Source organism: Pandoraea terrigena, assembly GCF_902459705.1.
Taxonomy (GTDB): Bacteria; Pseudomonadota; Gammaproteobacteria; order Burkholderiales; family Burkholderiaceae; genus Pandoraea; species Pandoraea terrigena.
The window spans coordinates 479,961-493,060 of record NZ_CABPRU010000002.1 but is presented as its reverse complement, the minus strand read 5'-3'; the positions used below and the strand labels follow the sequence as shown (position 1 = coordinate 493,060).

General features: G+C 65.2%; 14 protein-coding genes. 9 read left to right on the top strand and 5 right to left on the bottom strand.

The genetic code is table 11. The annotated features are described in order from the left end of the window. Nucleotides 1-24 precede the first annotated feature (24 nt). The 4 genes from yfiR (at nucleotide 25) to PTE31013_RS06485 (ending at nucleotide 4,091) form a co-directional block, all read left to right on the top strand. Nucleotides 25-579, top strand: coding sequence for a regulatory sequestration protein YfiR (gene yfiR / locus PTE31013_RS06500; RefSeq protein ID WP_150611977.1), 555 nt, complete (start codon nucleotides 25-27; stop codon nucleotides 577-579). Then, nucleotides 576-1,982, top strand: coding sequence for a diguanylate cyclase DgcN/YfiN (dgcN, locus tag PTE31013_RS06495; RefSeq protein ID WP_246173923.1), 1,407 nt, complete (start codon nucleotides 576-578; stop codon nucleotides 1,980-1,982). Before yfiR ends, dgcN begins: the two co-directional genes overlap by 4 nt. Nucleotides 1,983-2,157: 175 nt before the next feature. Then, the gene (gene yfiB, locus PTE31013_RS06490) at nucleotides 2,158-2,628 is read left to right on the top strand and encodes an outer membrane lipoprotein YfiB (RefSeq protein WP_150611976.1); all 471 of its coding nucleotides are present in this window, start codon (nucleotides 2,158-2,160) and stop codon (nucleotides 2,626-2,628) included. A 191-nt stretch (nucleotides 2,629-2,819) separates the two neighbouring features. Next, nucleotides 2,820-4,091 carry an SGNH/GDSL hydrolase family protein gene (locus PTE31013_RS06485; RefSeq protein ID WP_150611975.1) on the top strand — a complete coding sequence of 424 codons (1,272 nt, stop codon included), beginning with the start codon at nucleotides 2,820-2,822 and terminating at the stop codon, nucleotides 4,089-4,091. Nucleotides 4,092-4,109: 18 nt separating this feature from the next. On the opposite strand, the gene PTE31013_RS06480 is transcribed toward PTE31013_RS06485, so the two are convergent. Next, on the bottom strand, nucleotides 4,110-4,772 hold the full coding sequence (locus tag PTE31013_RS06480; RefSeq protein WP_150611974.1) for a 2-hydroxychromene-2-carboxylate isomerase: 663 nt from the start codon (nucleotides 4,770-4,772) through the stop codon (nucleotides 4,110-4,112). A 268-nt stretch (nucleotides 4,773-5,040) separates the two neighbouring features. Here PTE31013_RS06480 and PTE31013_RS06475 point away from each other — a divergent pair, with 268 nt between their 5' ends. Then, nucleotides 5,041-6,093, top strand: a complete 1,053-nt coding sequence (locus PTE31013_RS06475) for a YeiH family protein (protein ID WP_150611973.1) — start codon at nucleotides 5,041-5,043, stop codon at nucleotides 6,091-6,093. A gap of 122 nt (nucleotides 6,094-6,215) precedes the next feature. Then, nucleotides 6,216-6,386, top strand: coding sequence for a hypothetical protein (locus PTE31013_RS24730; protein WP_174978447.1), 171 nt, complete (start codon nucleotides 6,216-6,218; stop codon nucleotides 6,384-6,386). Nucleotides 6,387-6,486: 100 nt separating this feature from the next. Here PTE31013_RS24730 and PTE31013_RS06470 read toward each other — a convergent pair whose 3' ends face one another. The 4 genes from PTE31013_RS06470 to PTE31013_RS06455 form a co-directional block, all read right to left on the bottom strand. Then, nucleotides 6,487-7,380 (bottom strand): glycosyltransferase family 2 protein, encoded by an 894-nt coding sequence (locus tag PTE31013_RS06470; protein ID WP_150611972.1) that lies wholly within the window; start codon nucleotides 7,378-7,380, stop codon nucleotides 6,487-6,489. An 8-nt stretch (nucleotides 7,381-7,388) separates the two neighbouring features. Then, entirely contained in the window at nucleotides 7,389-8,582 is a 1,194-nt protein-coding gene (locus PTE31013_RS06465) for an O-antigen ligase family protein (protein WP_174978446.1), read from the bottom strand. A 243-nt stretch (nucleotides 8,583-8,825) separates the two neighbouring features. After that, the gene (locus tag PTE31013_RS06460; RefSeq protein ID WP_150611970.1) at nucleotides 8,826-9,173 is read right to left on the bottom strand and encodes a hypothetical protein; all 348 of its coding nucleotides are present in this window, start codon (nucleotides 9,171-9,173) and stop codon (nucleotides 8,826-8,828) included. A gap of 63 nt (nucleotides 9,174-9,236) precedes the next feature. Continuing rightward, nucleotides 9,237-9,449 carry a hypothetical protein gene (locus tag PTE31013_RS06455; RefSeq protein WP_150611969.1) on the bottom strand — a complete coding sequence of 71 codons (213 nt, stop codon included), beginning with the start codon at nucleotides 9,447-9,449 and terminating at the stop codon, nucleotides 9,237-9,239. A gap of 304 nt (nucleotides 9,450-9,753) precedes the next feature. On the opposite strand from PTE31013_RS06455, the gene PTE31013_RS06450 reads away from it, so the two are divergent. The 3 genes from PTE31013_RS06450 (at nucleotide 9,754) to PTE31013_RS06440 (ending at nucleotide 12,994) form a co-directional block, all read left to right on the top strand. Then, nucleotides 9,754-10,707, top strand: a complete 954-nt coding sequence (locus PTE31013_RS06450) for a LysR family transcriptional regulator (protein WP_150611968.1) — start codon at nucleotides 9,754-9,756, stop codon at nucleotides 10,705-10,707. 224 nt (nucleotides 10,708-10,931) lie between these two features. Next, nucleotides 10,932-11,585, top strand: coding sequence for a DUF4286 family protein (locus PTE31013_RS06445; RefSeq protein WP_150611967.1), 654 nt, complete (start codon nucleotides 10,932-10,934; stop codon nucleotides 11,583-11,585). 65 nt (nucleotides 11,586-11,650) lie between these two features. Further along, entirely contained in the window at nucleotides 11,651-12,994 is a 1,344-nt protein-coding gene (locus tag PTE31013_RS06440) for an MFS transporter (protein ID WP_150611966.1), read from the top strand. Nucleotides 12,995-13,100: the final 106 nt, after the last annotated feature.

Below are 13,100 nucleotides of genomic sequence, written 5' to 3'. Positions count from 1 at the left end.
CGAGGCCTCTGGCGAAAACGTCGGATGCCTCATGGTCTGCGTGCGCCCCTGGCGTGCCTCGTGTGGCTCGTGTGTGGGGCCACGTTCGGCACCGCGCTCGCGCAGACGCCGGAGGCCGGCGCGACGCCCAACGCGCGCGACGCCAATGTGCGACAGGTGGTGCTCGGCATCATCAGCTTCACCCGCTGGCCGGCTGCGCCCGCCAAAGTGAGGCTGTGCGTGGTCGGCAATGCCGACTATGCGCGTGATTTGCTCTCCGGACCGTTGCCCAGCATTGGCGTGCCGGTCGAGGCCAACCGTGTCCCGGCGACGGAGCCTGCCATTGGTTCGCTATGCGACGCGGTGTATCTCGGCGCCGTGAGCGATACCGAACGCCGGCAACTGCTCGCGAACCTTGCCGGTCACCCGGTCTTGACGCTCAGCGAACGCAGCGACTCGTGCACGCTAGGGATCATGTTCTGCCTGAACGTCGATCAGGAGCGCGTGACGTTCGACATCAACCTCGACACCGTTGCGCGCAGCGGTGTCCGTGTCCACCCGAACGTGCTGAGGCTGGCGCGAAAGCCGGGGACACCATGACGACTCAACGCCCGCCATCCCCCCCTATGCGTCCCGGTGCCTCGTCTGTCACCGGCCTGTTGCCCGTGGACGGTTTGGCCGATGCATCGGCCGAAAGCGAACGTGAGCCGCCGCTGGCATCGCCTCACCTCGCGGCGTCCGCCGCCGTGCGCCATCGCCGGCCGTCGCTGCAGCGGGTGTTGCGCCGTACCCACCTGCGTCTGGCCGTCTCCGCCGTCGTGCTCGCAGCCGTCTCGCTGTCGCTGGTGGCGTGGATCGCCTTGCGCGTGTATGCGGAGAACAATCTACTGCTCATCGGACGCTCGCTCGCCTACACGACCGAAGCGGCCGTTGTGTTTGGCGACCGCGTGGCGGCGCAGGAGGCGATTGCGCTCATCGCAAGCGACGAGGACCTCGCTCAGGTGCGCGTCCTGGATGCGGGCGGTGCGCAGTTTGCGCTCTGGCGTCGTCCCGACGGCGGCGCCCTGACGCAGGTCGAACGTGCTGTCGCGAGCTTCGCGCTACCCGGACCCGTGACGCTGCCGATTCGGCATGACGGAAGGCTCGTCGGCAGTATTGAAGTGCAGGGTCAGGGGCATCAATTCTTCCTGTTCCTGCTGACCGGGGTCGGCGGCGTACTTGCCTGCCTGCTGGTGACGTTCGCCGTGGCGAACGTGCTCGCCAAGCGCATGCATCACGATATCGTCAAACCGCTGCGGGCGCTGGCGGAGGTCGCCCATGCGGTGCGCCGCGAGCGCGCCTTCCATCAGCGTGTCGCGGCGACGCCGCTGGCCGAGTTGAAGGAACTTGGCGACGACTTCAACGCGCTGCTCGATGAGTTCGAGGGATGGCAGAACCATCTTCGCGCGCAGAATGCCACGCTCGCGCATCAGGCCAATCACGATCGGCTGACGGGGCTGCCGAACCGGGCGTACTTCGAATCGCGCCTTGCGAAGGCACTTGCCGACGCGCGTGAGATGGGGACGCACGTCGCGCTGCTCTATCTCGATAGCGACCGCTTCAAGGAAATCAACGACCACCTGGGGCATGGCGCGGGCGATGCCGTGCTCGTGAGCATTGCCGAGCGTCTGCGCCAGCCGTTGCGCGAGGGGGATCTGGTGGCGCGCCTGGGCGGCGACGAGTTCGCCGTCATGCTGGTGGGCGTGCGACAAACGTCGAACGCCGTGCGACTTGCGCAGACCCTGCTCGCGGCGATGGAGAAGCCGATTGCCTTGCCGGATGGCGCTGAAATCGTCACATCGATGAGTATCGGTGTGGCGCTGTACCCGATTCACGCCGCGGACGCCGTCGCGCTGCTGCGCACGGCGGACGCGGCCATGTATCAGGCGAAGCGGGCTGGCGTCGGCACCTGGCATGTGGCGGACATCCCGACGGGCGCCGCCGCTGCGCGACGCTCAAGCTGACGCGCCGCCTTCGCCATAATTGACCACCGGATAACACACGCCATGGGGATCTGCTTTGGACTTCGATGTTGACACACACGACTTGCATTCTTACCTTCCGCACCGCGTACGTGCAGCTCAGGGCGCTCGCGCCGCGCATGCCCTTGCTCGATGGAAGGCGTTGGCTCGCCGGCTGATGGCGCTGGTCTGTCTGCTGGGATTGGCCGCACTGGCAGGCTGTCAGACCACACCGGTGCACGGCCTGACGGCCGAGCAGATCGTGGCGTTGAAATCGGAGGGCTTTAAGCAAACCGACGACGGCTGGGAGTTCGGCATGTCCGACAAGGTGCTGTTCGATAGCGACGAATTCGTGATACACGATGCGGCGCGGCAGACGGTGGCGCGCATCGGACACACGCTCGTGAAGGTCGGCTTGAACAGCGCGAGCGTCTACGGTTATACGGATTCGGTGGGCAGCGATACTTACAACGAGCAGCTATCGGCTCGCCGCGCCGAGGCGGTGGCCGACGTGCTGGCCGAAGCGGGCATGCCGCGCGCGGACATCCAGACGATCGGCGCGGGCAAGCGCAATCCCGTTGCCGATAACAGCACGGCGACCGGCCGGGCCCAGAACCGGCGCGTTGCCATCGTGATTTCGACGCGCTGAGCGACGGCACATTGCGTTTCGTTCGGCCAAACGGGGGGGCTGCCGCAGCACCCCCGGCTGTCACGTCGACCTTTGCCGATGGTCACAATCAGGCACAATGGCGGCTGCCGCCGGACGATTCCGGCTGAATTGCCCACGCCGTCCCGATGCTCCCGACGTTTCTGATTCCCCGGTCTTCCTCTGCCGACGGTATGCCCCGAATACCCCGTGTGCGACTTGTTGCCGTGATCCGTGCGCTGCTCGCCGTCTTGGCGACGGGCGCGGCGGCGACGGCCTTCGCGCAGAACGCACGCGTCGGCGCGTGGGCGACGGCACCGCAAGCGGTGGCGCAACACCCGGCAGCGCCGTCGTTCAACCGGGCGCCGGCCGTGGGCGGGCGCACCGTGCGTCAGATTATCTATCCGACACTCTCCGGTAACGAAGTCCGCGTGCGCTTCTCCAACGCTTACGGGACGGGACCGCTGGTAATCGAGCGGGCGAGCCTCGCCGTGGTGCTACGTGGCGCGGCCGTCGATGCGGCCAGCCTGCGCGCGATGACGTTTGGTGGTCAGACGATGGCGCGGATTGCGCCGGGTGCCGTGCTCGAGAGCGATCCGTTGCCGCTGGCGGTTCGCGCGGGGACGCCGCTGGCCGTCAGCCTGTTCACGCGCGAAGCCAGGCCCCCGACGACGTGGCACAAGATTGCGCAGGAGACGGCGTTTCTGAGTGGTGCCGGCGATTTTGTCGATGTCGCGCAGGCGTCGGCGTATCGCACGCGCTTTACAAACACGTTATGGCTGGCTGGCGTCAGTGTGGTGCCGGAGCGGCCTGCACAAGCGATCGTCGCCATCGGCGACTCGATCACCGACGGTATGCACAGCACGTTGAATGCCAACCGGCGCTGGCCGGATGCCTTGGCTCGGCGGCTCGAGAATGCCGGGCGATCCGATATTGCGGTGCTCAATCTCGGCATCAGCGGCAATCGTCTGCTGCACGATTCGGCCTGCTACGGCGAACGGCTCGTCGCCCGTTTCCGGCGCGACGCGCTGGAACAGCCGGGCGTGCGCACGGTCATCGTGCAAATCGGCATCAACGACATCAATTTCGGTTACGTGCCGCCCCATGCCGGACTCGACTGTGATGTGCCGCATGCGATCGTGACCGCGCCCGAGATGATCGCGGGGTATCAGTCGCTGATCGCCGCGGCGCGCTCGCGTCACGTCCGCATTCTCGGCACGACCATCCCGCCGGGCAAACTGCCGCCCGAGCGCGAGGCGGTGCGCGAGGCCGTCAACCATTGGGTGCGAACGAGCGGCGCGTTCGACGGCGTCATCGATTTCGATGTCTCGCTGCGCGATCCGACCCAGCCGACGCGCATGTTGCCGCGTCTCGATAGCGGCGACGGCACACATCCCAGCGATGCCGGCTACGCCGCCATGGCCGATGCGGTGCCGCTGTCTTTGTTGCTTGGGGCGGCGAAGTAGTTGCAAGCCACGGCGTGTTCAATGCTCGCGCCGTACGCCGACGGTGATCTGCTGCAAACGCTCGACGTCGGGTGAGTGCAGCCATTCCGGATGGGCGAGGCAGTGGCGGAACAGCGCTGTGGCGTCGTCGCCCCAGTAAAGCGTCCCGTCGAACGCGAAGGTCGGCACGCCGAACACCCCGGCGGCAATCGCCGCTTCGGTGTTCTCGCGCAAGGCGGCCTTGACCGCCGGGGCTTCCGCGCGGGCAACGGCCTCGTCGGCGCGCAACCCGAGCCGCTCGCTCAGATCCTGCCAGCCTTGCGCGTCGGTCACGTCGCGCCCTTCCGCCCAGATGAAGCGGTAAATCGTGCGTACGACGTCATGGGTCGCTCCGAGCGCTATGGCCAGGCGCAGCACACGGATCGGATGAAACGGATGCACGGGCGGCATGCGGTAGGGGATGCCGTCCTGCTCGGCGCGGAACTGCGCCATGCGATACGTGAAGAGGCGCTTGTGCGGTGTCTCCGCCGGCCCCTGCGTTTGCAGATGCGCGAGGATTGCGCCCAGCACGACCGGCTTGAGGTCGATGTCGAGCGCGCGCGGCAGCGTGTCGAACCGCTCGAATTGCAGATACGAGAAAGGGGAGGCGAAATCGAAGTACCACTGGGCACGGCGGGCGGGGGTGTCGGCAGTTTGCGACATGAGGCACGGTCTCCGGGGTGAGGGGGGTGATCAACGCTTCTCGACGGTTTCGGAGAGTGTAGCGGTCCAGGGCCAGCGTTTGCGCGGCCGATCATCCGCAGATGGGCCGGAAGTGGAGCGAAAGCTAACCGAAAGCGGCGATCGATTCAGGGTGTGACGCGCGCCGCAAATAAATATCGTATTTTTTGATGATTCTTATTTGATATAACGATTTTTATTATTAAATCGCCATTCGTAGACTTGTAGTCATTCCAAAGGAGTGGCTGTGATGACAACGAAAACGGATACGACTCACCCCCCTACGGCCCGCCGTCCGAACGTGCTGGTGCCTGATCGGCAGAATCCGTGGGCCGGTCTGGTTCTCTCGACCGTGATCGCTTTTGTCGCCCTGTTGCTTGGGCGTCAGATGCCGCTGGTCGGCGGTCCGGTGTTCGGCATTCTGCTCGGCATCATCGTTCGCAATGTGTTTGCGCCCGGTGCGCGTTATGAAGCGGGCATCCGGTTCGCTTCGAAGTATGTGCTCCAGTGGTCGATCATCGCCCTCGGCTTCGGCCTGAGCTTGTCGCAAGTGGCGCATACGGGGCTGGAGTCCCTGGCCGTCACGGCGGTGACGATCACCGCTGCGGGTCTGTCGGCGTGGGGGCTGGGCCGTGCGCTGGGTGTCGGCGGCAAGCTCAAGCTGCTCATCGGTATCGGCACGGCGATCTGTGGCGGCTCGGCGATTGCGGCCGTGACGCCCATCGTCAAGCCGGACGACCACGAAACGGCATTCGCGATCTCGACCATCTTCCTGTTCAATATCGCGGCCGTGGTGCTGTTCCCGATGCTCGGCCACCTGCTGCATCTGTCAGATCTGGGGTTTGGCATGTGGGCGGGCACGGCGATCAACGATACGTCGTCGGTGGTGGCGGCCGGCTACAGCTACAGCAAGGCCGCGGGCGATTACGCGACCATCGTCAAGCTGACGCGTGCCACGCTCATCATCCCGATCTGCCTGACGCTGGCTGCGATCGTCGCGTACCGCGCCAAGCGTGCCGGGGCCGGTAACTTCAGCCTCGCGCGTATCTTTCCGTGGTTCATCCTCGGCTTCCTGGTCGCCTCGGGGGCGCGCACGGCAGGGTTCGTGCCGGCCGAGCTGCAACCCTGGATTCACGACGCGGCCGAGTTCCTTATCATCGTCGCCCTCACGGCCATCGGCCTGTCGTCGAATCTGCGCCGCATGGCATCGACCGGCGTGCGTCCCATCCTCCTGGGGCTCGGCGTGTGGGCTGCCGTGTCGGTGAGCAGCCTCGCGGTGCAACTGGCGATGGGCCAGCTCTGACGCGCCGGGCGGTCGACGTCGTGCCCGGGTAGGGCCGATCCGGCGGGCAAGCCGGGTTTCGTCGCCTAGAATGCAATCACGGACGGCTGCGTGTCGTCCGTGATGCCTTTCGGGAGGCCGTCATGACAACTTCGTTCGGTGAGATGTGGTACACGATCGGCGCACTGGCCGTGATCCTGCTGCTGGCCGGGATGGTGTGGGAGCTGGGGCTTTGGTGGACGCGCCACCCCGATCATCGCGCGGTGCAGCGTGTCGAGCACGCGTGGGCGAGGATTCGTCACCCGCGGCACTGATGCGCTGATGGCCGGACATCCGGCATTTCTACGCAGTCGAGCGGGATTCAAGCACTGCGGCTGACGCGCGTCAGCCGAGGGTGGCACGTCGGCCGGCGGCTCAGTCGAGCTTCAGATGCTGCGGGACATTGGCGTCCCAGCGTTCGAGATCTTCCAGCGGATAGGGCTTGCTGCCATGCAACGCGCGCTTGATGCGGCTCTTGCCACTTGGGCGGGGGACGTTGGGGAGCGTGGCACCCGCCGGCGTACCGGCCAGATCGAGATAGTCGCGCTTGAACTCGGCCTGGGTCATGCCCCACTTCATCAGAAACTCGCGACTGCCGCGATTCTTCACCACACGGCCTGTCGAGCGGCAGCCGAAGTGATAGACCACGCTCTTGCCCACGATGCGGAAGGTGCGGCAGCCGACGAGCCACAACTTCATCAGGAAGTCGTCGTCGCTGCTCATGCCCGGCCCGAATTCGATGCTGTAGCCGCCCACCAGATGCCACAGGCTGCGGCTCACCAGCGTGGGCTGCGTTGGCACGCCGTTCACGTCGCTGCGGTTCAGCGAGGTGGCGAAGGCGAGCAGGGCGGTTTCGTCAAACGTCTCGGGGGCCGTGCCGAAATCCTGCGATACGACCTGCTTGCTGACCCCGGCGTTCGGTTCGATCATCACCGACGAGAGGTAATAGATCGGCGTGTCGAGGGCACGTGCGGCGTCGATGAGCGCGGTGTCCCAGCCGGGGGTGACGAACATGTCGTCGTTCAGGAAGAGCAACGAGTCGTGCGATGCCAGTGGCGCGAGCTGATTCAGCGCCAGGCAGACCCCGACGTTGCCGACGCTGTGCGTGTGACGCAGCCCCTGTTCCCGAACCCATGCCAGCGTGCCATCGCTCCCGTCGTTGACGTGAACGAGGATCTCGTGCGCCTCGCCGGAATGACGGCGAACGCTATCGATGCACAGCTTGAGAAACGGCAGGTTGTTCCAGGTGGGGATCAGGATGCTTAGCATGGGGGCGGTTAATTTCGCTCGATTGTGCCGGTCTTGGTGTCGACGCTTTCCGATTTCGCGGGGCATGCAATTGCGGCGAATACCGCCAACATCGTCGCATAAAACGCGGTAGTGACCTTGAGATTGAATGTCTCCACGGTCAGTCCGAACGTGAAGAACGCCACCGCGGTGAGCAGGCCGAGCAGGCCGGTGCGGCGGGCTCGCTTGTCCCCGCGACGGATGCACAAGATAAAAAACCAGGCCGGCACAAAATACACGGCAAGCATGGCGATAAACCCACCGATGCCGTAGTCGGCGGTATAGGACAGGATCTGATTGTGGACTTCGCCACGTCCCAGGTCAGCAGCGGTTGGCGTGATGACGCCTTTTTCTGCCATTGGCGCCATCGCATTGTGGAAGCCGTGTGCCCCCAATCCTGCGACGGGGTTTTGACCGATGAGGATAAGGGCAGCCTTGTATAGCTCCAGCCGAACGCCTACTGATGAATCGGGTTGCCCCTTCGCCATGTTCGACAAATCGAGAGAAATATCGGTGAACATGCGCGTGCGAACGGTTTGCGAGAGGCTGACGGGCAACACGATGGCCGCGCACAGCACAATGATGGCCGCCCAGCGTGCACGTCTATTCAATGCCTTGCCGCCGATCCAGACGCATAGTACAACCATCACCGGCAGTGCAATCCAGCCACCCCGCGACAGACTGGCCCACGACGCGTAACCACCCGCCAGGGAGCCTGCCAGTTTGACGATGACACCCGACACACAGTCTCGCTTGAGCCAGTTGATCGAGAGTGCCGACAACACGCCCAGCAGCAGGGCAATATCGCCGAAATGGATCGGGTTCAGGAAGGTGCTTTCTGCGCGAGCCGTCAGTTCGATGACCGAATAGGACGCCATGACGGCGGCCGCAAACGCTCCCAGGGGCAGACCGAACGACACCCAGGCCGGCAGGTTCTCACTGACGCGCCGCAACGCGAACATGACGACGATCGCAATCAGGAAGCGGGACGGCGAGTCCAGCGTGTTGCCAGCGACATGCCCGTGGATCAGCTCGCTCAGTATGACCGCAGCAAACGGCAGGCATAGCGCAATGTTGAGGGCAGTCATGGCGTGACGCGGCATGACCGTCGCCGATCGCGTGGGCGATGGCATTTTCGCGTCGGCGACGAGCACGTAAAGACTGCACGCGAGCAGAAGGAACATCACGACGTTTCCCCCGCGAGGTACGACTAGCGTCGCAGCGGGAAAGAGAAGAAGCAATGCACCTAGAATCGATGTAACCGCTCGCCGTCGAATGCTGGACGGCAACGTCGAAGTGAGGGGCATGGGGTACTGAGGGCGGGTCCGCTAGAAATTTAGCGAGAAGTATGCCAGAAACAGTCCCCTACAGTCGGGTTTTGCATCCCCCGCGTGAAATCGGGGGGCGCGCCGCGCTTGACCCGAGGACTACAAATTCATCGCCCCCAGCACGCCGCACAGATGCAGCGCCACGTGAGTCCAGGCGGCTTCGTCGTACGATTGCCCTTCGCGGGCCAACCGCTGCGCCTCGTGAAACGCGCGCCAGAGCGCGGCGGCGCTCGACGGGGTGCCGCCGCCCAACTGATATTGGCGTTGCAGCGCCTCGGCCAGCCACGGTTGCTCATGGGCACAGGCCTCGGCGTAGGCCTCGACCGCGACACGGGCATACGGGTCGCCGGCAGGATCCAGCACGACCGGCTGACGGGCCACCGAGCGCGGGACAGTGGACAGGACGTGGCGCTCGGCGGCGCTGTGGCGGGTCGGGTGATGTTTCATGAATGAGGGTCTCGTCTCGTTGGCCGCGCCAAGGGCCGCTGGCGCGGAATCGCTTGCGTGGACTCAGTCGCTCTCCATCTCGCGGATGAACAGCATGGCGGCGTGCTTGGCCTGATCGATGCTGGTGAACGTTCGGCCATCCATGGGCCAGACATCGACCAACACTGCATAATTGCCGGGCCGATCGGCCTGCATGATGCGTATGTAATGCTGCCGGAACACGCAGCGCGCGAGTTCCACGGTCGGATGCGGTCGGTGGAAATGGGCGATTGCCATGACAGTCTCCAGAAATTCGGCCCTCCGGCCTCGTCGGGCCGTTGCGAGAAGTACAGCAAATCCCGTGCCAATCCTCTTGAGATGATTAAGTTCATGATTTTTAAAGGAGTGGGCAGCGCTTGCCATCGGCACACGACGTAAAACGTTACGGAAACGAAACATGACGGGAACGCGCCCGTAACGACACCGCCTGCGCTGCCGCGCGCACTTCGCGCTCGGGTGCTGCTTTTCTGTTCCCGCTAGAATTGGGGACACGCCAGCCTCACCGCCCCATTGACCGCCGTCTTTGCCCCCGTCACGCCGCATGAACCTGCGCTTTCTCGAAACCTTCGTGTGGCTTGCCAAGCTGCGCAACTTCCGTCTGACGGCCGAACGTCTGCACACAACGCAGGCGGGCGTGTCCAGCCGGATCGCGTCGCTGGAGCAGAGCTTCGGGGTACGGCTGTTCGACCGCAGCGCCAGGGAGGTCACCCTCACAGCGGCCGGGCAGAAGGCGCTGGCATACGCGGAGCGCATCGTCATGCTCGGGCAGGAGATGAAACGCGAGCTGACCGATCCGGACATGCCGCCGGGCGTGCTCAAGATCGGTGTGGTCGAGTCGATCGTGCACAGCTGGTTTCCGGATCTGGCGGCGCGGATTCACCGCGAATATCCGCAACTCGAGATCGAAGTCACCAGCGAGACGACCATCAATCTCTGCAAGCAGCTCGAAGCGGGCACGCTCGACCTCGTGCTGCAAACCGACGTCCAGCACGGTGCCGGCATCGAGAACTTGCCGCTGGCCGAATTTCCGATGCGCTGGGTGGCGAGCCCCAAGTTCAATCTGGAAGGCGAAACGCTCGATGTGGCCGATCTGGCGGCGTACCCGCTGGTAAGCTTTTCGCGCAACTCCGGCCCGCACAAGACGCTCGAGCGCATGTTCTCGGTCGCGGCGGAGCGGCCGGTGCGCGTGAATTGCATGACGTCGGTCGCGGCCATCATCCGGCTGGTCGCGGACGGCTTCGGCGTGGCGATGCTGCCGCCAGCCATTATTCAGCGCGAACTGGGCGAGCACAGCCTGCATCTGCTGCGCGTGAACGCCAATTTCCCCAATCTGCCGCTCGTCGGCTCGTTCCGCACGGGCGCGATGCTTGCCGAAAACGTGGCGCGTCTTGCGCAGCGCACGGCCAGCGAATTCGCCTTGAACATGGGGCCGGACATCGCCATCCCGCCGGCTGCCGCCATGACCGCCCCGGCCTGGGGCGCCGCCGATTCCTGAGCCATCGGCGCGCGACCCTCATCCAGCGCCCCCGCCCCCTTCCACTTCCGCGAAATCCCCGCGAGGCAAGCGTTTGGCGTAACTCATAAGAATTTCCTGTCGCGGCGAATTTGATTTCTTGTTGGACGCGTTTTCCCTCATTTCGCACACTCAGCGGGACGGTCGACCTGCGCCGCATGGCGGGTTGGCCGGCCTCCCGATTGTCGAAACCGATGGAATGCCTCATGACTGTGACCGCCCCGCGCGCCCAACTCTGTATCTGGACGAATATCGATCCGGCCTTCGACGCTGACTTCAACCGCTGGTACGACCGCGAACACATGCAGGAACGTGTGGCGATTCCGGGCTTCGCGTTCGCCCGTCGCTTCAAGGCCCTGCACGCATGCGCGCGTCCCTACCTGGCGCTCTACTGCACGCAGGACGCCAGCGTCTTTACCAGCGAGCCTTACGCCCAGGCTTTCCAGCATCAGACCGAATGGTCGCTGCGCAACTTCGCACGTATGCGGGGCACGCAGCGCCGTGTCGGCACGCTCGACGTCGAGGCAGGCGAAGGCCAGGGCGGCATGCTCGCCATGTTCGTGTTGAGCGAGGCGATTGTCGCCCAGGCACATGGGCGTCTCGGCGCGCAGCTCGCCGAACTCGCCCAAGGCGACGGCATCGTGCGCGCGACGCTCCAGGTCACCGTACCGACGCTGTCTGTCTCACTCACTGCCAAGGACGCGCCGTTGCCGCCCGCCGATGCCGTCGTGCTGATCGAAGGCACCGATCCGGACGCCGTGCACGTCGCCGCGCAAACGCTGGCCGCCGCCTATGGGGTGCCGGCCAGCGACGTCACCCGCTTCGCCATGCTGTGGCGTCTCGGCGCCAACGACGACTGATGTCCCGCTATCCCCTCGCGGGATCCGGCCATCCGGCCGATATCGCGAACCCCCTGGAGACCTCGATGACAACTTTTTCCGATACCCGCGACGCTCGGCCAACCGATGCCACCCCTTCGGTCGCCGCCACCGATCATCAGCGCGCCAACAAGGGCCGCCTCGCGACCGCCAGCATGGTGGGCACCACGCTCGAGTGGTACGACTTCACCGTCTACAACACATTGGCGGCGCTGGTGTTCAACCATCTGTTCTTCCCGTCGGTCGATCCGCTGGTCGGCACCATTCTCGCGCTGTCGACCTATGCCGTGGGCTACGTCTCGCGACCGCTCGGCGGCTTCGTGTTCGGCAACCTCGGCGACAAGATCGGTCGGCGCGCCGTGCTGGTGCTCACGCTCGTGCTGATGGGCCTGACCACCGGCCTGATGGGCTTGCTGCCGACGTACGCGTCGATCGGTATCTGGAGCCCGGTCCTGCTCGTCGCCCTGCGCTTCGTGCAAGGCGTGGCGCTGGGCGGCGAATGGGCCGGTGCGGTGCTGCTGTCGGTCGAGCATGGCGATCAGCGCAAGCGCGGCCTGAATGCGTCGTGGACGCAGGTCGGCCCGTCGTTCGGCACGCTGATCGCGACCGGCCTCATCGCACTCATCACGCTGTCGATTTCGCCCGATGACTTCCTCGCGTGGGGCTGGCGCCTGCCCTTCCTGCTGAGCCTCGTGCTGGTCGGCTTCGGTCTGTGGGTGCGTCGCGGTGTGGAGGAAACGCCGATGTTCGAAGCGATACAGCACTCGGCGCGCCAGGCGGAAATGCCGATTGCCGACGTGTTCCGCTCGCACTGGCGCAACCTGCTGGTGGCCGGCGGCTCGCGCATCGGCTCGGACGTGCTCTATGCACTGATGGTCGTCTTCACGCTGACGTATGTGACGGGCACGCTGCACCTCTCGCGTCCGCTCGCGCTCACGGCCGTGCTGGTGGGCACGGCATTCAACGCGCTGACGGTGCCGCTGTTCGGCGCGCTGTCCGATAAGCTCGGGCGCCGCCCGGTGTACGGCTTCGGGGTCCTGTGCGCCGTGGCCTGGGCCTATGGCTTCTTCGTGCTGCTCGATACGTCTCACCCGGCGCTGATCGTGCTGTCCGTGGTCATTGGGCTGGTGATTCACGCGATGATGTACGGGCCGCAGGCGGCATTCGTCACCGAGCAGTTCCCGACGCGGGTGCGCTACGCCGGTTCGTCGCTGGCCTACACGCTCGCGGGCATTCTCGGGGGCGGCTTCGCACCGCTCATCATCGTGACGCTGTACAAGGAATTCGGCACGACAGTCTCGGTGTCGCTGTATGTCACGGCAGCACTCGTCGTCACGGCCATCGCGCTTCTCGCCGCACGCGAGACGGCGCACCAGCCGCTCAAGGACTAAGGCGCCAGCCGCTCACGGGCTCAGGCGCCGGCATCCCGGTGCAACACCACGGCACGCCCTCGGGCGTGCCGTTTTCGTTCAACCGGTTGTCCGGGCGGTCGTCCCG

What these genes read in the sequence shown, in the direction of transcription:
- PTE31013_RS06480 (WP_150611974.1), bottom strand. Translation starts at nt 4,772, where the DNA reads ATGTCGCAAACTGCCGACACCCCCGCCCGCCGTGCCCAGTGGTACTTC.
- PTE31013_RS06460 (WP_150611970.1), bottom strand. Translation starts at nt 9,173, where the DNA reads ATGAAACATCACCCGACCCGCCACAGCGCCGCCGAGCGCCACGTCCTG.
- dgcN (WP_246173923.1), top strand. Translation starts at nt 576, where the DNA reads ATGACGACTCAACGCCCGCCATCCCCCCCTATGCGTCCCGGTGCCTCG.
- PTE31013_RS24730 (WP_174978447.1), top strand. Translation starts at nt 6,216, where the DNA reads ATGACAACTTCGTTCGGTGAGATGTGGTACACGATCGGCGCACTGGCC.
- PTE31013_RS06445 (WP_150611967.1), top strand. Translation starts at nt 10,932, where the DNA reads ATGACTGTGACCGCCCCGCGCGCCCAACTCTGTATCTGGACGAATATC.
- PTE31013_RS06455 (WP_150611969.1), bottom strand. Translation starts at nt 9,449, where the DNA reads ATGGCAATCGCCCATTTCCACCGACCGCATCCGACCGTGGAACTCGCG.
- PTE31013_RS06475 (WP_150611973.1), top strand. Translation starts at nt 5,041, where the DNA reads ATGACAACGAAAACGGATACGACTCACCCCCCTACGGCCCGCCGTCCG.
- yfiR (WP_150611977.1), top strand. Translation starts at nt 25, where the DNA reads ATGCCTCATGGTCTGCGTGCGCCCCTGGCGTGCCTCGTGTGGCTCGTG.
- PTE31013_RS06440 (WP_150611966.1), top strand. Translation starts at nt 11,651, where the DNA reads ATGACAACTTTTTCCGATACCCGCGACGCTCGGCCAACCGATGCCACC.
- PTE31013_RS06465 (WP_174978446.1), bottom strand. Translation starts at nt 8,582, where the DNA reads ATGTTCCTTCTGCTCGCGTGCAGTCTTTACGTGCTCGTCGCCGACGCG.
- yfiB (WP_150611976.1), top strand. Translation starts at nt 2,158, where the DNA reads ATGGCGCTGGTCTGTCTGCTGGGATTGGCCGCACTGGCAGGCTGTCAG.
- PTE31013_RS06470 (WP_150611972.1), bottom strand. Translation starts at nt 7,380, where the DNA reads ATGCTAAGCATCCTGATCCCCACCTGGAACAACCTGCCGTTTCTCAAG.
- PTE31013_RS06450 (WP_150611968.1), top strand. Translation starts at nt 9,754, where the DNA reads ATGAACCTGCGCTTTCTCGAAACCTTCGTGTGGCTTGCCAAGCTGCGC.
- PTE31013_RS06485 (WP_150611975.1), top strand. Translation starts at nt 2,820, where the DNA reads ATGCCCCGAATACCCCGTGTGCGACTTGTTGCCGTGATCCGTGCGCTG.